18 protein-coding genes and 1 riboswitch are annotated in these 18765 nt (G+C 69.7%); of the genes, 10 read left to right on the top strand and 8 right to left on the bottom strand.

Going from position 1 to position 18765, the window contains the following annotated elements; translation table 11 throughout:
- Positions 1-127 precede the first annotated feature (127 nt).
- Both ABD893_RS07845 and ABD893_RS07840 read left to right on the top strand, forming a co-directional pair.
- Entirely contained in the window at positions 128-2008 is a 1881-nt protein-coding gene (locus ABD893_RS07845; RefSeq protein ID WP_345077920.1) for an HNH endonuclease, read from the top strand.
- Positions 1905-2972, top strand: a complete 1068-nt coding sequence (locus ABD893_RS07840; RefSeq protein WP_345077917.1) for an FAD-dependent monooxygenase — start codon at positions 1905-1907, stop codon at positions 2970-2972. The genes ABD893_RS07845 and ABD893_RS07840 overlap by 104 nt, the downstream gene beginning before the upstream one ends.
- A gap of 66 nt (positions 2973-3038) precedes the next feature.
- Here the strand turns inward: ABD893_RS07840 and ABD893_RS07835 are convergent, their stop codons facing one another.
- Positions 3039-3638: a class I SAM-dependent methyltransferase gene (locus ABD893_RS07835; protein ID WP_345077914.1), complete on the bottom strand. Its 600-nt coding sequence runs from the start codon at positions 3636-3638 to the stop codon at positions 3039-3041.
- A gap of 176 nt (positions 3639-3814) precedes the next feature.
- Here ABD893_RS07835 and ABD893_RS07830 point away from each other — a divergent pair, with 176 nt between their 5' ends.
- Together ABD893_RS07830 and ABD893_RS07825 are read left to right on the top strand one after the other, a co-directional pair.
- The gene (locus ABD893_RS07830; RefSeq protein WP_345077911.1) at positions 3815-5068 is read left to right on the top strand and encodes a glycosyltransferase; all 1254 of its coding nucleotides are present in this window, start codon (positions 3815-3817) and stop codon (positions 5066-5068) included.
- A complete protein-coding gene (locus tag ABD893_RS07825) occupies positions 5065-5928 on the top strand; it encodes a PIG-L family deacetylase (protein WP_345077909.1) in 864 nt (287 codons plus the stop codon). The genes ABD893_RS07830 and ABD893_RS07825 overlap by 4 nt, the downstream gene beginning before the upstream one ends.
- An 85-nt stretch (positions 5929-6013) precedes the next feature.
- Here ABD893_RS07825 and ABD893_RS07820 read toward each other — a convergent pair whose 3' ends face one another.
- Positions 6014-6748 carry an endonuclease/exonuclease/phosphatase family protein gene (locus tag ABD893_RS07820; RefSeq protein ID WP_345077906.1) on the bottom strand — a complete coding sequence of 245 codons (735 nt, stop codon included), beginning with the start codon at positions 6746-6748 and terminating at the stop codon, positions 6014-6016.
- Positions 6748-7791 carry an ADP-ribosylglycohydrolase family protein gene (locus ABD893_RS07815; protein WP_345077904.1) on the bottom strand — a complete coding sequence of 348 codons (1044 nt, stop codon included), beginning with the start codon at positions 7789-7791 and terminating at the stop codon, positions 6748-6750. Before ABD893_RS07815 ends, ABD893_RS07820 begins: the two co-directional genes overlap by 1 nt.
- Before the next feature lie 98 nt (positions 7792-7889).
- On the opposite strand from ABD893_RS07815, the gene ABD893_RS07810 reads away from it, so the two are divergent.
- The 5 genes from ABD893_RS07810 (at position 7890) to ABD893_RS07790 (ending at position 14474) form a co-directional block, all read left to right on the top strand.
- Complete coding sequence (locus ABD893_RS07810; RefSeq protein WP_345077902.1) at positions 7890-8684, top strand: hypothetical protein; 795 nt, start codon at positions 7890-7892, stop codon at positions 8682-8684.
- 164 nt (positions 8685-8848) lie between these two features.
- Positions 8849-10879 carry a M13 family metallopeptidase gene (locus tag ABD893_RS07805; protein ID WP_345077900.1) on the top strand — a complete coding sequence of 677 codons (2031 nt, stop codon included), beginning with the start codon at positions 8849-8851 and terminating at the stop codon, positions 10877-10879.
- Positions 10876-11442 (top strand): hypothetical protein, encoded by a 567-nt coding sequence (locus ABD893_RS07800; RefSeq protein ID WP_345077898.1) that lies wholly within the window; start codon positions 10876-10878, stop codon positions 11440-11442. Before ABD893_RS07805 ends, ABD893_RS07800 begins: the two co-directional genes overlap by 4 nt.
- 95 nt (positions 11443-11537) lie before the next feature.
- Positions 11538-11643: riboswitch (TPP riboswitch) on the top strand.
- A gap of 45 nt (positions 11644-11688) precedes the next feature.
- Positions 11689-12366, top strand: coding sequence for an ECF transporter S component (locus ABD893_RS07795; protein ID WP_345077895.1), 678 nt, complete (start codon positions 11689-11691; stop codon positions 12364-12366).
- On the top strand, positions 12363-14474 hold the full coding sequence (locus ABD893_RS07790) for an ATP-binding cassette domain-containing protein (RefSeq protein ID WP_345077892.1): 2112 nt from the start codon (positions 12363-12365) through the stop codon (positions 14472-14474). Before ABD893_RS07795 ends, ABD893_RS07790 begins: the two co-directional genes overlap by 4 nt.
- A gap of 65 nt (positions 14475-14539) precedes the next feature.
- Here the strand turns inward: ABD893_RS07790 and ABD893_RS07785 are convergent, their stop codons facing one another.
- Positions 14540-14986: a hypothetical protein gene (locus ABD893_RS07785; protein ID WP_345077889.1), complete on the bottom strand. Its 447-nt coding sequence runs from the start codon at positions 14984-14986 to the stop codon at positions 14540-14542.
- Between the two features lie 52 nt (positions 14987-15038).
- Here ABD893_RS07785 and ABD893_RS07780 point away from each other — a divergent pair, with 52 nt between their 5' ends.
- Positions 15039-15467: an ankyrin repeat domain-containing protein gene (locus ABD893_RS07780; RefSeq protein WP_345077886.1), complete on the top strand. Its 429-nt coding sequence runs from the start codon at positions 15039-15041 to the stop codon at positions 15465-15467.
- 74 nt (positions 15468-15541) lie between these two features.
- Here the strand turns inward: ABD893_RS07780 and ABD893_RS07775 are convergent, their stop codons facing one another.
- From ABD893_RS07775 to ABD893_RS07760, 4 genes are all read right to left on the bottom strand, one after another.
- The gene (locus ABD893_RS07775; protein ID WP_345077883.1) at positions 15542-16069 is read right to left on the bottom strand and encodes a GNAT family N-acetyltransferase; all 528 of its coding nucleotides are present in this window, start codon (positions 16067-16069) and stop codon (positions 15542-15544) included.
- A 10-nt stretch (positions 16070-16079) separates the two neighbouring features.
- Entirely contained in the window at positions 16080-17084 is a 1005-nt protein-coding gene (locus ABD893_RS07770) for an alpha/beta fold hydrolase (RefSeq protein ID WP_345077881.1), read from the bottom strand.
- A 74-nt stretch (positions 17085-17158) separates the two neighbouring features.
- Positions 17159-18241: an Fpg/Nei family DNA glycosylase gene (locus ABD893_RS07765; RefSeq protein ID WP_345077878.1), complete on the bottom strand. Its 1083-nt coding sequence runs from the start codon at positions 18239-18241 to the stop codon at positions 17159-17161.
- Positions 18241-18762, bottom strand: a complete 522-nt coding sequence (locus ABD893_RS07760; protein ID WP_345077875.1) for a ribose-5-phosphate isomerase — start codon at positions 18760-18762, stop codon at positions 18241-18243. Before ABD893_RS07760 ends, ABD893_RS07765 begins: the two co-directional genes overlap by 1 nt.
- Positions 18763-18765 lie beyond the last annotated feature (3 nt).

Genomic DNA, 18765 nt, shown 5'->3' with positions numbered 1-18765 from the left:
GTGCGACCACTCCTCCACCGAGCCCACTTATCCACATACTTGTGCACATTTCCACTCTTACGAAGACGTTGTCCACACATTTCTCCCGGGGATGGTCGGCCGATTCGAATCTCCGTACGATCGAGGTATGGATGACACGGCACCGCACAGCAACGGGGACGGCCCCGGCGAGGACGAACCTCGTCGCGCCGAGGCCGAGCCGTCGGCGGATGTCCTGTCCTCCGTGGCGACCCGCCTCACCCAGATCGAGGCGAGCAGCGAAGCCCGCATCGTGCTTGCGCAGATCCTGACCGCGACACTGGTCGCCTTCTCCCACACCGGCTCGGTCCGTGACCCGTTGCCGGACACTGCACCGAACTCTCCTGAAGAGGCCCTCGCGGTCCTCGCCGGCATCGACCATCTGCGTGCCTCGCTGGCTGCATTGGACGCGACCTGGCAGGTCACCGCGGAACAGCGAATCCGACACAGCGATGCGGAGCGCGGAGTGGCACCCCTCTCCCAGGGCAAGGGGGCGAGCCATGAGATCGCCCTGGCGCGCCGAATCACCCCTGCTGCGTCCTCCTTCTCCCTCGCCTCAGCTCGCCGACTGACTCAGCACATGCCGCGGTTGATCACCCGTCTCTGGGAGGGGTCCGTCACCGCTCAGCAGGCCTCCACAGTGGCCGGCGCGCTCTCCACGGCCTCCCCCGCCACCTGTGAACGCCTTGACGAGATCATCTCCGAGGCCCCTCAGCTGCTGTCGGGCAAAGGGCACAAGCGGCTGCGCGAAGACGTCGACGAGATGATCCAGACGCTCGAACCGGAGACCTCACGGCAACGGGCGGAGCGCGCCGCACGGGAACGGCACGTGACGATGACACCGCTGGCCGATGGAATGGCACGAGTCTCTGCCGTGCTGCGCGGGATCGACGCCGTCGGGCTCATGCAGACTCTGAACAGTCAGGCCGAGTCGCTGCGCGCCGCCGGGGAGAAGGCCTCCGTCCCTGCCCTCGAAGCCGATCTGCTGGTGGACGCCGTCCTGCATCCGCACGCTGCCGACGCAGGGCAGGGTTCGGAGGCAGAGCCGAACACCGCAGCCGAGGGATCTGCCTTCCGTCGCCCCCGCCCCACCCCTTGCATCGAAGTCGGCATCGTCATCACCGATACGGCACTGCTCGGCCGCGACGATGATGCCGAGAGCGCACGGCTCGAGGGGTACGGCGTGATCCCCGCCCACATCGTCTCGGACACTCTGCTCGGCAGGCCGCCGGGTCACCTGCGCCATACCGAGCCGGAGCATCCCGATGAAGAGGTCAGCGCTTTCTACCGGCGCCTCTACGCCAGCCCCAGCAAGGGTGAGCTGATCGCGATGGAATCGCGATCGCGGGCATTCCCCGCTGGGCTGGCGAGGATGATCCGATGGCGGGACACGACTTGTCGCACGCCGTGGTGCAATGCGAAGATCCGCCAGAGCGACCACGTCATCCCGCACCATCGCGGAGGGCCCACCAGCTACGCGAACGGCCAGGGTCTGTGCGTGCGCTGCAACCTGCTCAAGGAGCATGGCCTGTGGGCGATCGTGCCGCTGGATGGCACGGACATAGCTTCTACCGGGAAGGCTCGCCGTCCTCCACGCCAGCGCCCGGTGAAGATATGCCACCGGAGGCCTGGTTCTGGTCGAGCCCGCATGGAGCGCAAGGAATCTCGTTCACGCGCGCTCTCCTCGCTCCGGACCCATCGCAGGCTCCATCGGAGCAGAACTTTCCGAAGCAGCATCGGCCGAACGCCGAAGAGCCTCCCGACGGGCCTCCCGACAAGCCCCCCGAAGAGCTGCCCCCGTCCGACCTCACCCCCGCCTAGAGCTATCCGCTCTCTACGATGGGGCCAGAACTCGCTTGCTATCCCTCGACTCCGGAGTCGCTTCCATGCCGCCAGTGCTCACGGTCCGCATCCTCGGCGCCGGGATCTCCGGGCTGGCCTCCGCGATCCTGCTCGCCGCAGACGGTCACCGCGTAGAGCTGATCGATGAGAGCTTCGCGATCCCCACCGTCGGCACCGCACTGGTCCTGTTCAGCTCTGCGCAGCGGGCGCTCGACCGGATGGGCTTGCGAGAGGAGGTGCGGGCGGCGGCCGTCGCACCTGAAGCCGGCACACTGCGAGCGTCCGACGGGCGGATCCTGCTCACGATGCCTGCCGACGATGCAGTGCTCATCTCGCGCTCCGAGCTGGTGCGCATCCTGTGGGAGTCGCTCCCCCCGACCGTGCATCTCGGGCAGCGCCGCATCGACGATGTGCGTCCGCTGCGCCAGGGAACGGATCTCCTGGTCGGCGCCGATGGTGTCCATTCCCTGGTGCGACGCTCAGGGTGGCCCGGCGCTCAGGCGGCGCGGTCCCGTGGGCTGACCGTCCTGCGCGGCATCACGGATCACGTCCCTCCGGAGATCTCCGAGACCTGGGGCAGCGGGTGGCTGTTCGGCATCACCCCACTGCCCGGTCATCGCACCAACTGGTTCGCCTGCGTCCCGGAGCATCGCACCGGATCCATAGCCGGGGACCTCGCCCATCTGCGCGAGGTGGTGGGCGGCCATCGCGACGAGATCGATGAGGTCCTCGCCGCAGCCTCCTGGCAGCGCACCCTCGTCCATGGCATCCACACCGCCCCAGCACTCAGCCCGGTGCGGGAGAACGTGGTGCTGCTGGGCGATGCCGCCCATGCCATGGCCCCGAACCTCGGGCACGGGGCGAATACCGCACTCCAGGATGCCGAAGCTCTGGACAGGTCCGTCCGTCTGGTGCTAGGTGGCCGCACCTCAGCACGAGCAGCTACGCCGCTGCTCGTGCGCCGTGCGCTGCGTCTCTACGCACTGCGGCGGGCCCTCCCCGATCAAGGGTGGCAGGTGGCGTCGGACCTGATGATGAGGATTGCGATGACAGAAGAGCACGCAGACCTGCGTGATCGCGTGCTCACGAGGGTCGGGAGGTTCCGCGCGTGAAACGCACAGAGGAGAGCCTCACCAGGGAGAGCCTCTCCAGAGGGAACCCCGCCAGCGTTTGCCGCCTCAGTGCAGCTTGCGGGCGAGGGTGGTGATGACGTGCCAGTGCTTCTTGTCGGCCAGGAATCGTCCGTCCTCGTCGCGGATCGACCGGTCCATGACCTGGAAGCCACGGAACATCGCGTCGATCTGCTCGAGCGGCAGGGTCGCCACATCCGGGCGCTCCGCCCACGAGTCGTTGATGCCGAAGAAGTCCACTGCCATCACGCCGCCGCGGGGAAGGGCATCCACCAGCTTCTTCCAGACTCCAGGCAGCGCGGCCGGACCCAGCAGGCCCAGCGTGTACGTCGAGTAGACGATCTGAGCGGGCGGGAAGGCAGGGACAGTCGCGATATCGCCGTGGTGGAACTGCACCGAGCCGGTCATCCGCTCGTTCTCCACCAGCCGGGCGGCCAGGGTGTCATCACTGTCGTAGGCGTGAACGGTCCAGCCCTGGCGTGCGAATTGGAGCGAGTCCGCCCCCGCACCAGCACCGAGATCGAGCACAGTCCCCGGTCTACGGGAACCACCTGCTGCAGCGATCGCCTTCGACACCATCCGGCGGGCAGGACGGCCCGCCGCGTGGGCGTTCAACGCAGCCCAGTCAACCTTCTCCGCCGTCTCCATGCGTTTCAGACTCGCACCTTGTTGTTGCCCGTTTCAACTTCCCGTGACGCAAGCCGCCCGAAGTTTCGTCTAGGGCGAACACCGGGTGAGAAGTCCACCCCTCCCCGCCCGCCTTTGCGCTCCCGGACACAGCAGCGAACACAGCAGGAGCCCTGTGCACGCCTAGGATGGCGGGCATGTCGGCCACCTCTCTGCGCATCGCTGCGGTCTCCCTCCACACCTCACCGCTCGAGGCACCGGGAGGTGCAGACGCTGGCGGGATGAACGTCGTGGTGCTCGAACAGTCCCTGGCCCTGGCCCGCCTCGGCCATCAGGTCGACCTGTTCACGAGGCGCACCGACCCGGATTCCCCTGCCGTGGTCGAGATCGCCGACGGAGTGCGTCTGTTCCATCTCGACGCCGGCCCTGCCACGCCTCTGGCCAAGAGCGATATGGAACAGGTGATCAGTCCCTTCCGTGCGGCGCTGCGCGAAGCTCTCGCCGCTGGCGTGACATCGGGGGAAGGGCCTGCCACGGCGGGCTGGGACCTCCTCCACTCGCACCACTGGTTCAGCGGGGTCGCCGCGCTTCCCGTCGCCCGCGAGCTGGGCCTCCCCCACCTGCAGTCCTTCCATTCCGTGGCCGCCCCGGACGGCTCCACCACCCTGGATGCCGGTGAGCCTGCTGAGTCCGACGGAAGGATTCCCGGCGAGCAGTTCGTCGCCACCGGGTCTGACCTCGTGGTCGCCGTCTCCGAGGCGGAGGCGCGCACCATCGGTGAGCGCTATGGCGTGCCGGGCTCGCGGCTGACCGTCGTGCGCCCCGGTGTGGATGTCGACCGGTTCCGCCCCTGCGCGGATCTCACCGAGCGGCGACAGCGTCCCACGCTGCTGTTCACCGCGCGCCTGCAACCGCTCAAGGGCCCAGACCTCGCTCTCGAGATCCTCGCGCATCTGGACCCGGAGCTCGGTGCCCGCCTGGTGCTTGCCGGAGGCACCTCGCAGGACTTCGCGGACTATGCCGAGCAGCTGCGCCAGCTCGCCCGGGACCTCGGCATCGAGGACCGGGTCGACTTCGTGGGATCGCTGGACCGGGACCAGCTTGCCGAGACCATGCGCTGCGGAGGCGCTCTGCTGCTGACCAGCTGGTCGGAGACGTTCGGGCTGGTCGCCCTCGAAGCACAGGCCAGCGGCACCCCAGTGCTCGCCTGGCGCTTCGCCGGCGGAGTCCAGGAGGCCGTCGCCCCCGAGGGGCTCGTGCTGGACAGCCGCGATCCCGACGTCTGGGCCGAGGCGCTGCAGTCCCTGCTGCGGGATGCCGATGACTACCGCGAAGCCGTCAGCTCCGCCAGTGAGTTCGCCGCCACCCGCACCTGGGAGACCACCGCCCAGACCCTCGAGTCGCAGTACACGCGACTGCTGGAGTCTCGTGCCGCAGAGGAGACGTCATGAATGCCGCCGCTGTCGACCCCGCGACCACCCACTCGACCACCCCTGCGACTGCCCCCGCCGTCGGCCCCTGGGAGCTGTTGGATACGGCCCGGCTGGTCCTTGCGGTCCATGCTCACCCCGATGATGAGTCCCTCTCCACCGGCGCCCTGCTCGCGACGCTGGCCGCAGCCGGCACTCGGGTCGTGCTGGTGACCGCCACCCGAGGGGAGGAGGGCGAGATCGTGGCGGGGGCTGTCCCTGCCGGTGATCCCCGCCCGCTCGAGGAGATCCGAGAGCACGAGATCGACGCTGCGACCCACGCGCTCGGGATCTCCGAGCGGCACTGGCTCGGCACCGCCCCGGCTCTGGCCCCAGGAGCGAGTCCGCGGCGCTACCGGGACTCCGGAATGCGATGGGTGCGCGAGGGTCTTGCGGGCCCCTCCGAGACCGCGGGTGCCGACAGCTTCTCCCGGCATCCGTTCGAGGATGCGGTCGAGGACCTCGCGGCCCTCATCTCCCTGCTGCAGCCCGATGCGGTCATCGGCTACGACGACGCCGGCACCTATGGGCACCCGGATCACGTCCGCGCCCACCACGTCACCGCCGGGGCCTGCGCACGCACCGGCACACCGATGCTCGAGGTCGCGAGCGAGGTTCCGGCCGGGCCGAGCGACGACCCGGAGTCGGCCGCCCGCGCCGACGAGCTCGCCTTCTTCTGGCGTGACCAGCCGGAGGCGGCAGCGGCTGTGCGCCGTGCTGTCGAGTCCTACCGCACCCAGCTCACGGTGGTGGGTGATTCCCCCGGTGGCATCGCCATCCGACACGTCGGGGGCCAGGGGGATGTGGTCGCCCTGCGGACGGGGCTGCGGCTCGCCCGGTGACGCTCAGCGCTGGATGCTCAGCGCTGGATGCTCAGGGCCGGATGAGCAGCGCTGGATACTCTGCGCGAGAGCGCAAGCACCCCTGTCAGAGCGAGACGCTCAGCAGCGTCGGCAGATGGTCGGAGGCGCCTGACAGCCGTTCTTCGCTGACCCGCACGGTCTCGTGCACCGCGCGCGCTTCCCGCACCCGCACTCCAGCGGTGGTCAGGATGGCATCGATCCGCCGTGTCGGGGACGCCGCCGGGAAGGTGTGCTCGCTCTGCTCCGCCGGATCACTCAGCAGCGGCGCAAGGAACGTCCGCGCGCTGCCGGTGGCCGTCTCGTTCAGGTCCCCACCCACGATGACGGGCGCTCCCGCGCTGCGCACCAGCGCCGCGAGATGCTCGGCGTGCCGCATCCGGTTGTCCTCCTGCAGCGCAAGGTGAGTCGAGGAGAGCACCACCGCGCCTCCGCCGGGCACGGAGAGTCGCACCGCCGCGACTCCGCGCGGGTAGGTGGAGTTCAGATCCGACACCGTCTGCGCGACCGGGTGCATTCCTCGTCGGATCACCTGTGCCGCGACGTCGTCGGTCGCGAGGATCGCGAGGCCGCGCCCGCCGGCACCGCCGACCAGGATCCGCCGGTCGATCTGCCGGGCGAACCATTGCAGCCGCGCGGTCGGCAGCACGAAGCGTGGCGCCTCCTGGAGCAGCAGCACATCGGGCTGCAGATCCTGAACGGCCTCGATCAGAGCTGACAGGTCACCTCGCAGCTCCCACAGGTTCCAGGCAAGGATCCGCAGATCCCAGGGCGCCGACTGGGGAGTGGCAGACCTCGTCATCACGCCTCTCCCCCATCGTCCAGCACCATCGGGGCGATCACCCGTTCGACCAGTCCCTTGAGCTCATCCATCTCGTACCCGGGCCAGCCGAACAGCGTGCGTCGCCACTCCGGCGGCACCGCCTTGTAGCCGAGCGCACCACCGATCAAGGAGCCGGTGATGCACGCGACCGTGTCGGTGTCATAGCCGGAACGGGCAGCGGCTTCGAGGGCTGCGACGAGGGTGTCGCGCTGCGCGAACTTGCCCTCAGGAATCGGCGAGACCCCGGAGATCGCTGCCCAGGCAGCCTGGAATGCACCGACCACCCAGCCGTTGCGTCGGAACATCGCTGGCGTGGACTCCTCCGCCTCGTCGATCCGTTCGATCCACTGCTGGCGGCTCTCCTCCGGCAGCTCTGGCAGCCCCACGCGCACATCGACCTCGCCGGTGAGGATCGCGTGCCGCACGGCTAGGCCCCACAGGATGCAGGCTTCGATCGTGTCCGGATGCACGTGTGTCAAGCAGCACACTGCCTCGATCGCTTCCACTGCATCCTCGACCGGTGAGAGCAGGTAAGGAAGCACCGAGGCGTGCGCGCGCATCAACGAGCCGTTCCCGGCTGAGGCCGGCAGCTCCTCGTAGGCCGAAGCGGCGGCGGCACGGAAGTCCTTGGCCCGCGGGGCGTAGTGCCCGTCCACCCGTGCGAGGTCCGCTGCAGTGCGCACGACCAGGGAGGTGAGGGTGCCGATGTCCGGGGTGCCGAGCGACCACGAGTACCACTCGCGGGCGATGTGGTCTTGAGCTGTGTCGATGCGCAGGTCATGTCGATCTGAGGCCGCCACGGACGCCTCCAGCACCACGATGGCCATCGCGGTGTCGTCGGTCCACTCCCCCGGCTGCCACCCCAGCACCCCGCCGCCGATCATGCCGATCTCTTCGGAGTCGAGCACCGGCGGCTGGAACTCATACGGTGCGCCCAGCGCATCACCCGTCGCGGCCGCCACGACGGAGCCGATAGCCCGCTGTCGCTGAGCGGCGGACAGGCCCGCCTCATTGGAGTTCATCGCATCCGTCGCCACCGCCCCATCGTTCCACACCAGCGCTGGACGACTTCACCGGTGTCCACCCCCCGCTACCCTGGTGGGGACCCAGAAGGAGCTTCATGACCGACTCGCCTGCAGCGCCCGCGCCGCACTGTGACGACCCCCACGACCACACCGGTCACGACCATCCGCCCACGGGCGCTGATCTGGTGCGTGATCTCGTCAAGGGGCTGTCGATCCAAGCGCTGCTGATCCCCGCCCTCGGCGTCGTCCTGCTGGTCGCGATCCTGCCGTTCGCTCCGGTGACCCCGGCCCCGCTCTTCCTCGGCTTCGCCCTCGGTGCCCTCCAGCTGGTCTCGCTGGTCGCCACGAGCCTGTTCGTGGCGCGCACCCGCAAGCAGCTGGCCATCAATCCCGGTCTGCTCGCCGTGCGCAGCGTGGTCGATGAGCTGTTGCGCCTCGCGACGGTGCTGCTGGCCCTGCTGCTGTGGCCTGCGGCCATCCGCACCGAGCTGGGCATCTGGATCGGTGCTGGATGCGCGCTGGTGTGGCTGGTCCTGGCCACCGTGCAGACCGTCACCACGCGGCAGCGGATCGCGCGTCCTGGCGACTGGTCGAAGGCTGCGATCTCGACTCTGCTGGCGGAGCGGGTCGGCGCTCGTTCCACGGTGATCATGCGACTGCTCGATGTGCTCGGCACCGTTCTGTTCCAGGTCGGTGCGACGGTGCTGGTGGTCCTCTCGCCGGTGCTGGTGATCGGCACCGTGGTGCTCTCCATCGGCACCGGTCTGTCCACCCTGGTGCTCCAGCGCCGCGCACCTGCAGAACGCTCCCGCACGCCGTGGGCCTATGCGCCGTTCGCCCTCGGCCTCCTGACCCTGGTGCTCGCTGCACTCGGGATGGGTGCTTTCTGAGCGGCCGTTCCTCGCCGAGACCTGCATGCCGCAGTCTGCCCGCGTGCCACGCCCTGTAGTGCACAGCCTGTAGAACACAGCCTGTAGAACACAGCCTGACCGCCGCACTCCACGCTTCACTCTCCGTATCTCACCCGTACCCTCACCACTCGCAGGAGCCGATGATGACCACTGCCCCCACCTCCGCCGCTCGCCCCTCAGGCCTCGCCCTGGATCAGGTCGACGAGTCCGTCCGCATCCAGGACGACCTCTTCGGTCACGTCAACGGGAAGTGGCTGCGCGAACATGAGATGCCGGCGGACCGTTCGAGCGACGGCGCCTTCCACGCCCTGCGGGACCTCTCTGAGGAGCGGGTGCGGGAGATCATCGAGGAGGCGGCGGCCGACGCGCCCAGCGGTGACGCACCCAGCGGTCAGATCCCCACCACCGACCATGGTCGCGTGGGCGCGCTGTACCGGATGTTCATGGACACTGACGCGATCGAACAGGCCGGCTTCGGGGTGTTCGAGGAGCTGCTCGCGACGATCACCTCCGCCGCCGACCTCGAGGCCATCGCCACTGCCATGGCGGCCCCCGACTCAGGGGCTTCGGCGCTGCTGTCCTACGTCTGGACCGACGACCGTGATTCCACGAACTACCAGGTCAAGATCCATCAGGGTGGGCTCGGCCTGCCGGATGAGTCCTACTACCGTGAGGACAGCTACGCCGAGATCCGCGAGGCCTATGAGGGTCACCTCGCCCGCCTCAGCGTGCTCGCCGCGCTGCCCGGCAGGGACGGGCTGGTCGCCGGCGGCGCCGAGGACCTGGCCCGCGCCGTGATGGACTTCGAGACCCGCCTGGCCGCCTGCCATATGGACGTGGTCCGGCTGCGAGATCGGGAGAAGTCCTACAACCCGATGGACGCCGCTGCGCGCCGCGAGCTCGCCCCATCCTTCCCCTGGGAGGCGTACATCGAGGGCACCGGCGCTCCGGCGAAGGCCTTCGAGGTGGTCTCCGTGAGCCAGCCCGAGTACGTCTCTGCCGCGGCCGAGCTGCTGGCGGGCGAGGACCTCGCGGTGCTCCGCACCTGGCTCGCCGTCCACGCGATCTCCTCCTATGCGCCTTACGGTCCGGCCGCGCTGGTCGACGAGAACTTCGCCTTCTCCGGGAAGGTGCTCTCCGGCGCCGAGGAGCTGCGTGAGCGCTGGAAGCGCGGCGTCGCCTTCGTCGAAGGCGCAGTCGGTTTCGCCGTCGGCCGCGAATACGTCGCCCGCCACTTCCCCGCCTCCCACAAGGAGCGGATGACCGAGCTGGTCGATGCCCTGATGGATGCCTATCGCGACTCCATCGAGCAGCTGCCGTGGATGACCCCGGCGACCCGCCAGAAGGCGCTCGCCAAGCTCGAGAAGTTCACGCCGAAGATCGGTTACCCCGAGGTGTGGCGCGACTACGACGGCTTCGAGATCGTCCCCGGAGATCTGGTGGCCACCGCCCGCGCCTCCCGCCGCTTCGAAGCGGCCATCGAGTACGCCAAGGTGGGCGGCCCGATCGACGAGACCGAATGGCACATGACGCCCCAGACGGTCAACGCCTACTACAACCCCGGGGCCAACGAGATCGTCTTCCCCGCCGCGATCCTGCAGCCGCCCTTCTTCGATGCGGAGGCCGACGACGCCGTGAACTTCGGCGGGATCGGCGCAGTGATCGGGCACGAAGTGGGCCACGGCTTCGATGACCAGGGCTCCAAGTACGACGGCGACGGCAACCTGCTCTCGTGGTGGACCCCGGAGGACCGCGAGGCCTTCGACACCCGTGCCGCGCAGCTCATCGCCCAGTACTCCGAGCTCTCGCCCCGGGAGCTCGACGATGCGCACCGCGTCAACGGCGCGCTGACCATCGGCGAGAACATCGGCGATCTGGGCGGCCTGTCGATCGCGGTGAAGGCCTACCTGGCCAGCCACGACGCCGCAGAGATCGATGCCGAGCTCGATGGCTTCACCGGGCTGCAGCGCGTGTTCTGGTCCTGGGCCACGGTGTGGCGCGGGAAGAACCGCGATCAGGAGGCGATCCGCCGCCTGGCCGTGGACCCCCACTCTCCGATGGAGTTCCGCTGCAACACGGTGGTGGGCCATCTCGAGGAGTTCCACACCGCCTTCGCGGTCACCGAGAAGGACGCGATGTACCGCGCACCTGAAGAGCGGGTGACGATCTGGTGAGGCCGGAGGCCCCGTTCTATATCGGACGCACCCGGCCCTCCTGGATCGGCTGGACCAGGATCGGGATCACGCTCGTGTTCGGCGTGATCCTCGCGGTGCTGATGGCCCAGCGCTCCAGCCTGCCGGGCGTCCTCCTGGTGGTCGTGCTCTTCCTCGCCCTGGCGGTGTGGACCTGGATGGGGCAGTGGACGCGTTTCATCGTCGACGAGCACGGCCTCACCGTGAGCCTCGGCGGATTCCTGCCGCGCAAGCCCTGGCCGCTCGAGGATTTCCGCACGGTGCAGCTGCGTGACCTTCCCTCGTCCCGGTCCGGGGTCACCCTCGGCGGCTACGGGTGGCGGCGCGGCACCGTGATCACGCCCCAGGCGGCGGAGCTCACCCCGGTCGGGAAGCGGAAGATCTTCACCCTGGACGAAGCTCGTGCCCCGTACCGGGTGATGGCCACTCGGCCTGGCCTGATGGTGGAGATCATCGGCCGCGGCACCACTCACTACATCATCTCGCCGGTCGATCCGCAGGCGACGGCCGAGGCCGTCGATCAGGCGATCCGCGCCCGTCGCTGAACAGTTGCGCGGGGCCGCGATACCCGGGGGGATTCCGGGGCGCGGCTCCGCGGGCCGTTCCCATGGCGCCGGGCCGGGTAGAGTAGCTTCTTGTCATCCACTGACAGGGGAGCACCGAGCGGTGCTGAGAGTGCGCACAGAGCGCAGACCCTCGAACCTGATCCGGCTCACACCGGCGTAGGGAGTCGGGATATCCGTGCAGCACCCTCGGTGCTGAACGCCCCTTCCGTCGAGGAAGGAGAAGTGATGATTCGTTTCCGCACCGTAGATCTTCTGGTCACGGTTCTGATCGGCGCCGCCTTCGGCGTCGCATTCCTGGGGTATGGGCAGCTGTACACCCTGATCGGCCCGCTCACCGCGGCATTCAAGCCCGCCGAAGGGCTGCTGGCCGGGATCTGGTTCCTGCCGGCGATCCTCGCAGCGCTCATCGTGCGCAAGCCCGGTGCGGCGCTGCTGGCTGAGATGATCGCCGCCGTGCTGTCGATGCTGCTGGGCAGCCAGTGGGGCTGGGGCACCGCGATCTCCGGCCTGATGCAGGGCGGCGGAGTGGAGCTCGCGTTCCTGCTCACCCGCTACCGCCACTTCACCCTCCCGGTCGCGATGCTGGGCGGTGTCCTCTCCGCCCTGCTGGAATGGGGTTGGGAGAAGTTCGCCTACTACCAGGAGATGAGCTGGACCTACTCCTTCCTCATGCTCGGCTTCTTCGTGCTCTCCGGGGCGCTGCTGTGCGGTGTGCTGGGCTGGGCGGCAAGCCGTGCCCTGGCTGCGACCGGTGCGCTGGATGCGATGCCGGCGGGCAGGGAACGCGCTCAGCGGGCACGGGCCGCAACGACCGGCTCAGCGACCGCCGCGGGACCGGCTGGGCCACCTGGCCCAGGCAGCTCACACGCTGAGCGCACGGCCCGGGACGACGCCCGGGCGTGACGGACCTGTCCCTGCGGGGGCTCACCTGGCATCCCTATGCACGGGCCGAGCCCACCCTCCTCGACCTCGATCTGGAGATCCCTACCGGACAGCGCGTGCTGCTGGCCGGGGCCAGCGGCAGCGGGAAGTCCACCGTGCTGCGGGCCCTGGCCGGTCTGCTGGATGAGGAGACGGGAGAACTGAGCGGCAGCGCGCCCGGCCCCGCCCGCCCCGGCGAGCGGGGCCTGCTGCTGCAGAATCCGCTGGATGCCCTGGTCGCAGCGACCGTCGGCCGCGAAGCCGCTTTCGGTCCGGAGAACGCCGCACTGCCGCGTGAAGAGATCCAGGCACGCACGACGGCCGCGCTCGACGCGGCGCTGGTGGACCTCCCCTCCGATCGGGCACCGCTGGAGGCGTCCGGCGGGCAGCAGCAGCGCCTCGCTCTGGCGGGCTCGCTCGCGCTGGATCCTGCGGCGCTGCTGCTGGATGAGCCGACGTCGATGCTCGACGCGGACACCGCCACCGCCGTGCGCGCCTCGATCCTGGAGACCGCCGCGGACCGCACCCTGGTGGTCGCCGAGCACCGGCTCGCGCCGTGGCTGGACCATGTGGATCGCCTGATCGTGCTCGGCGAGCAGGCCCAGATCGTGGCCGACGGCCCACCCCACGAGATCGCGGCCGCGCTGGACCTCTCCCCCACCGTTCCCTCCCGCCCGGAACTCCCCCGCCGGCGAGACGGCGAGGTGATCGCAGCCCTGCGAGGCATCTCCGCGACGCGGGGCGGCCGGCCCGTGCTCGAGGACCTCGATCTCGAGCTCCGCAGCGGAGCGCTGAGCGTGATCACAGGACCCAGCGGCAGCGGCAAGACCACCCTGCTGCGCACACTGCTCGGGCTGACCTCCCCCTCGGCCGGGAGCGTCGAGCGGCTCGCGCCCGAGCTGGTCGCGTTCGTTCCCCAGAACCCCGAGCATTCCTTCGTCGCGGGCAGCGTGCGCGAGGAGGTGCTCGCCTCCCCCTGGGCAGTCGAAGAGCAGCTCGCCGACCAGCTCCTGGAACGTGCGGGCCTGAGCAATCTCGGGCAGGCGAACCCCCACACCCTCTCCGGCGGGGAGCAGCGACGCCTCGCGATCATCGCCGCCCTCGCCCAGCAGCCCCGCCTGCTGGTGCTCGATGAGCCCACCGTGGGACTGGATGCCGCGCGCCACCGGGCGGTGCTGGAGCTGCTGGAGGCCGCACGAGCCGCGGGCTGCGCCGTCGTCGCCGCGACTCACGACGCGGCGCTGATCGCGCAGGGCGATGTCGAACATCACCTGCGCGGGTCGGACGCTGAGAACGGCGGGGCAGACGGCAAAAGTGTGACCGGCAGCGGTGAGACAGTCAGCACGAGCCCCGACCGCACCATCGGCCCGGTACCCCGTGCTCGCACGATTCCGGCCGACGCCCTGAACCCCCTGGTGCTCTGTCTGATCGGGATCCTCGCCGCGATCGGCTCCTTCGCTGTGCAGAGCTGGCAGGGAGGACTGCTGGCCCTGCTCCCGATCGTGCTGCTCGCGCCGCTCGCGGTGCGGTCCGTGCGCGGAGGTCTGCTGCGGCTGACCCCGATCCTGCTCTCGGCCGCAGGCCTGGCCTGGACCACCGCCCTGCTGGGAGACGCCCCCTCCCTTTCCGGCGAGGCCTGGCTGCTGGGCGCCAAGGAGGCCGCACGCATCACCGTGTTCGTCGCACCCGGGGTGCTGGCGCTCGGCAGCGCGGATCCCACCGCGCTCGGTGACGCGCTCGGCGGCCGCTTGCGGATGCCCGCCCGCATGATCGCAGCGTCCGTCACCGGGCTCATCCGTGCGGGTCACCTGGGCCAGCAGTGGGAGATCATCACCCAGGCCCGGGTGCTGCGAGGGCTGGGCACCCGCACCTCCCCGCGGCTGCTGGCCAGCGCCACCCTGGCCCTCCTGGTCGATGCCCTGCGCAGTGCCCAGCAGCAGGCACTCGCGATGGATGCACGAGGCTTCGCGACCGCGACCACCCGCACCTGGGCGCTGCCCAGCCCGCTGCGGCGCGCGGACCTGGTGGGTATCGCGATCGCGTTCGGGCTCGCGGTGTGGCCGCTGCTCGCGGAGCTGCTGGTGGGGTGAGTGCTGCCGGGCGACGAGTGGTCAGGTCTCCTCGGGCTCATGGCGGATCGGGAGTCGGGACCGCGTCATCGAACTAGCCCCGTGCGAGCGAACCACAGATACGTCACCACGGGCGTCACGATCCAAGGGATCACGCCGCCGAAAGCGAACAGGATGTAAATGACAGCCCAGGGGATCCATTGCGGGTCGGCGAAGAATTCGGGCAGGTGGCGTCCCAGCGGAAGCAGCAGCGCCACCAGCATCGCGAGCAGAGCTCCAAGGAGAAACACCAGCGGCCGTCGTGCGCGCCGATCCGCCCAGGCCAGCAGCAGCGCCCAGGAGAGCCCGGCCAGCACACCGGCTGCTCCTGCCTCGCCGACTATGGCGACCCCGGCAGCAAGCACCGCCGCCACCCCGATCAGCCACGTACTAACTCGCCTCCGGGGCTTCACCCCGTAGCGCTCCGCCAGAGCCGGCGTGAGGGGTCGCAGCGCCCCTGTCCCCGCCGCACGCTCACTCGATTCTGCCTCCATGAGCGAATGGTAGCCCGCAGCATCCTCGAGCGGCCCGCAGTACTCTCGTGCAATGACGGACAACGACTCTGCCACCGATGACGCCGTGATCGAGCTGGCCCACTCCCTGCTCGATGCCGCCCGCAACGGCGACTCCGTGACCCTGCTCTCGCTCATCGACCAGGGCGCCCCGGTGGATCTCCGCGATGGCGCCGGAAACTCTCCGCTGATGCTCGCTGCCTATCACGGCCATGCCGAGCTGGTGCGTGAGCTGGCCGTCCGCGGGGCGGACGTGGACCTGAGCAATGATCGCGGTCAGTCACCGCTTGCGGGCGTCGCCTTCAAGGGCTTCACCGCGGTCGCGGAGGTCCTGCTCGGCGCTGGCGCCGATCCGGGGCTGGGCACCCCGAGCGCCCTGGAGACCGCGAGATATTTCGAGCGCGAGGAGATCGTGGCGCTGATCGAGTCACGGGGGGAAGGCCGAGCCGCGGGAGAAGACTGAGTCGCGGGAGAAGATTGAGTCGCGCGGGAAGTAGGCAGGGACGGGACGCTTGCCCGAACGCCGCGCCCGACGCCTCAGCCGCGATCCGGCCGCAGCACCATCGCCACATGCTCGATCCCAGCCTCCATGAACAGCCCGCCGAGGGACTCGAAGCCCATCGCGGCGTACCACTGCTCGAGGTAGGCCTGGGCGTCGATGTGCACCTCGGCCCTCGGCGCGACCTCCCGAGCATGCGCGAGCGCCCCGGCCATCAGCTGACGGCCGTAACCACCGCGTCGGTAATCGGCGCGCACTGCCACCCGGCCGATCCGCACCGTGCCGCCGGGCTCCCTGAGCACCCGCAGGTGCGCCACCGGTTCACCCGGAGCTCCCAACACCTCTGCGGCAACCTCTGCGGCCGGGGCACGCGGGATCGCACGCTCGAGCCACATGAGCGTCGTGGTGGGGTCGAGCTCCCGACCATCCAGATCAGCATCCGTCGCGTGCTGCTCGAGGGTGAAGACGTCCTGGCGGAGCTTGACGAGCAGATACAGCGTGCAGGGGTCGATATCGGCGAGCGCGGCGTGGCGCAGCACGGCACCTGAGGGGTCGGGAACTGGCATGGCAGAAAGGTTACTGCGGCGGCACCTGCTGTGCGTCAACCATCCGGGTGACGGCGGTGCGCCAGTGCTCCACCATCAGCGGTCCGCCGTGGCCCTCGTCCTCGACGATGATCAATTCGCTGCCGGGCCAGGCGCGGTGGAGCTCCCAAGCGGTCAGGGCAGGGCCGGACACATCGCGGCGCCCGTGGATCAGCACCCCGGGAATGCCCGCCAGCCGAGCCATCCCGCCGAGGAGGCCGCTGCCGGGCACTGCGCCCCACTGCTGGGCCCAGTCGGCGACGAACCCGTCGAGCGCCCAGTAGTGAGCGACCAGTCGGGCGAAGCCGCGCTCGTACTCGGTCATCGGTGCATCCTCCTGCCCGGCATGCGCGGTGGAAGGTCCTCCCCCGCCGATCCCGATGTGCACGTCCTCCCAGGTCATCCAGGCACGGGCCGCGGTGTCGACCAGGGCCTGGTCCGTTCCGGTGAGCATCTGCCGGTAGGCCTCGATGAGTCGCAACCGCTCCGCGCCGTGGTCATGACGGTCGAAGCCGGTGTGGCTCTCGGCGAGGGAGGCGACGGCGTCCCAGGCCTCGGGGTAGAGCGCGCCGACCCCTTCGGTGGTCCAGTCGATCTCGCGGCGGGAGGTGGAGGTGACCGCGAAGAGCACCACGCCGAGCACCCGTTCAGGATGCTTCTGGGCGTACGCGAGGGCGAGTGTGCTCCCCCAGGAGACGCCCTGCACGATCCAGGCCTCGATCCCGAGATGCTCCCGCAGCGCCTCGAGGTCAGCCACCAGATTCTCGGTGGTGTGACCGGTGAGGTTCACCGGGCCGGGAGCTCCGGGCGAGGGGGTGGAGCGGCCGGAGCCGCGCTGGCAGAGGCCGATGATCCGGGCACGGTCTGCCGGAGAGTTCCGTCGGTAGCCGGGGGTGAGCCGGCCTCCCGGACCGCCATGCAGGTAGAGGGTCGGGACGCCGTCGGCCGCGCCGGACTCCTCCCAGAAGATCTTATGGCCGTCACTGACGGGGAGCATCCCTTCGGCAGTCACCGCGGGTGGCGGCGGGAACGGCACAACGGCCCCGTCAGGCGGCGAGAGACGTGGGCCGGTCACGCCGCCCCGTCTCCTGCGGCGAGCACATCGGCGCCCTCCGCTTCCAGCGCCCAGGGCGCCGCCGGGTGCTCGCGAGTCCAGCCCGCGCGACGGCTGCGCACGCTCTGGCACCGGGAGCACCAGAACACGGTCCTCGCGGCGAGTTCAGCCGAGCGCACCGTGGTGCCGCACAGCCGGCAGGGCAGGGTCTGACGGTGGTAGACGTAGAAGGACCGTTCGCGGGAGACCACGTCCGGATCCTCATCTCCGTTCTGACGGGTGCCGCGAGAGCGCTCGATGATGCGCGGCTCGAGATCGCGGTGCTCGGGCTGCGTGGTGACGATCCTCCCGGTGCGGGCGCCGTAGGTCATCAACGCGACCAGGTCCTCCCACATCTCCTCGAGCATCCCGGTGCTCAGATCCTTCCCGGGCACGAAGGGATCCAGGCGGGCCCGGAACAGCAGCTCGGCGCGGTAGATGTTCCCGATCCCCGCCACGATCTTCTGGTTCATCAGCAGCGCGCCGATGGTGGTGCGGGAGCGGCGCACAGCATCGACGAAGCGCGAGGGATCTGCGTCGGCCCGCAACGGATCCGGGCCCAGACGGTCCAGCACGGCTTGCCGCTCGTGCGCGTCCATGATCTCGCAGGCCGTGGGCCCGGTGAGGTCCGCGAGCCCCGTCGGTCCCGCGATGCGCAGGCGAACCGTCGGCCGCGGCACCAGGCGCCGCCAGTCGGTGGCGCCACCGCCATCCTGCTCCTCGCTGTCCAGCCGTTCTTCCCGTTCTCCGATCCGCAGCCGTGGCGCGCCGATCGCATGGGCGTCGGAGAAACCGGGCTCACCGGCGAAGGTCCACGAGCCGTACAGCCCCAGATGGATGTGGACGTGCCGCACCACCGGCGCATCGCGCTCCACATCCTCCGCCGGTGCGAAGGGCAGGAAGAGGTGCTTGCCGACCGCTTCCGCGCCCAGCAGCACCATTCCGTTCAGCTGCGTGGCGTCGGAGAATCTGCCCTGCGGGCTCGAGGTGCGCACCCGCTGGCCGCTGAAGGCCTGTTCGAAGGCAGCGGCCAGCCGGTGGACGGTATGACCCTCGGGCATCAGTCGGTGGAGGCGGGCGCTGCGTCGTCAGTGGAGACAGCGCCGTCAGTGGAGACAGCGGACTCCGAGTACCCACCGGTGCGCTCGTAGAGGCCCAGCAGGTCGATCCGGCGCTGGTGACGCTCCTCGCCGGGGAACGGCTCGGCGAGGAAGATGTCGATCAGCGACTCCAGCTCCTCCTCCGAGTGCTGGCGGGCCCCGATGGAGATGACGTTCGCGTTGTTGTGCTGGCGGGCCAGCCGTGCGGTGTCCTCGTTCCACACCAGTGCGGCGCGCACTCCCTGCACCTTGTTCGCAGCGATCTGCTCGCCGTTGCCGGAGCCGCCGATCACGATGCCGAGGGACTCCGGATCCGCGACCACGGCCAGGCCGACGTCGGTGCAGAACGGCGGGTAGTCGTCAAGGGCGTCGTACTCGTGGGCGCCATGGTCGGTGACCTCGTGGCCCTTGTTCTGGAGCACCGCCACCAGGCGGTTCTTCAGTTCGAATCCGGCGTGGTCGGTGCCGATGTGCACGCGCATGGC

This window comes from Brachybacterium paraconglomeratum (genome assembly GCF_039541415.1).
GTDB classification, from domain to species: domain Bacteria; phylum Actinomycetota; class Actinomycetes; order Actinomycetales; family Dermabacteraceae; genus Brachybacterium; species Brachybacterium paraconglomeratum_A.
This window is presented reverse-complemented; position numbering and strand designations above follow the sequence as displayed.

Excerpts from the sequence above, each read along its gene's own strand:
- ABD893_RS07760 (WP_345077875.1), bottom strand. The coding sequence starts at position 18,762 with ATGCGCGTGCACATCGGCACCGACCACGCCGGATTCGAACTGAAGAAC.
- ABD893_RS07840 (WP_345077917.1), top strand. The coding sequence starts at position 1,905 with ATGCCGCCAGTGCTCACGGTCCGCATCCTCGGCGCCGGGATCTCCGGG.
- ABD893_RS07765 (WP_345077878.1), bottom strand. The coding sequence starts at position 18,241 with ATGCCCGAGGGTCATACCGTCCACCGGCTGGCCGCTGCCTTCGAACAG.
- ABD893_RS07780 (WP_345077886.1), top strand. The coding sequence starts at position 15,039 with ATGACGGACAACGACTCTGCCACCGATGACGCCGTGATCGAGCTGGCC.
- ABD893_RS07805 (WP_345077900.1), top strand. The coding sequence starts at position 8,849 with ATGACCACTGCCCCCACCTCCGCCGCTCGCCCCTCAGGCCTCGCCCTG.
- ABD893_RS07845 (WP_345077920.1), top strand. The coding sequence starts at position 128 with ATGGATGACACGGCACCGCACAGCAACGGGGACGGCCCCGGCGAGGAC.
- ABD893_RS07785 (WP_345077889.1), bottom strand. The coding sequence starts at position 14,986 with ATGGAGGCAGAATCGAGTGAGCGTGCGGCGGGGACAGGGGCGCTGCGA.
- ABD893_RS07810 (WP_345077902.1), top strand. The coding sequence starts at position 7,890 with ATGACCGACTCGCCTGCAGCGCCCGCGCCGCACTGTGACGACCCCCAC.
- ABD893_RS07795 (WP_345077895.1), top strand. The coding sequence starts at position 11,689 with ATGATTCGTTTCCGCACCGTAGATCTTCTGGTCACGGTTCTGATCGGC.
- ABD893_RS07825 (WP_345077909.1), top strand. The coding sequence starts at position 5,065 with ATGAATGCCGCCGCTGTCGACCCCGCGACCACCCACTCGACCACCCCT.
- ABD893_RS07775 (WP_345077883.1), bottom strand. The coding sequence starts at position 16,069 with ATGCCAGTTCCCGACCCCTCAGGTGCCGTGCTGCGCCACGCCGCGCTC.
- ABD893_RS07815 (WP_345077904.1), bottom strand. The coding sequence starts at position 7,791 with ATGAACTCCAATGAGGCGGGCCTGTCCGCCGCTCAGCGACAGCGGGCT.
- ABD893_RS07830 (WP_345077911.1), top strand. The coding sequence starts at position 3,815 with ATGTCGGCCACCTCTCTGCGCATCGCTGCGGTCTCCCTCCACACCTCA.
- ABD893_RS07835 (WP_345077914.1), bottom strand. The coding sequence starts at position 3,638 with ATGGAGACGGCGGAGAAGGTTGACTGGGCTGCGTTGAACGCCCACGCG.
- ABD893_RS07770 (WP_345077881.1), bottom strand. The coding sequence starts at position 17,084 with ATGCTCCCCGTCAGTGACGGCCATAAGATCTTCTGGGAGGAGTCCGGC.
- ABD893_RS07820 (WP_345077906.1), bottom strand. The coding sequence starts at position 6,748 with ATGACGAGGTCTGCCACTCCCCAGTCGGCGCCCTGGGATCTGCGGATC.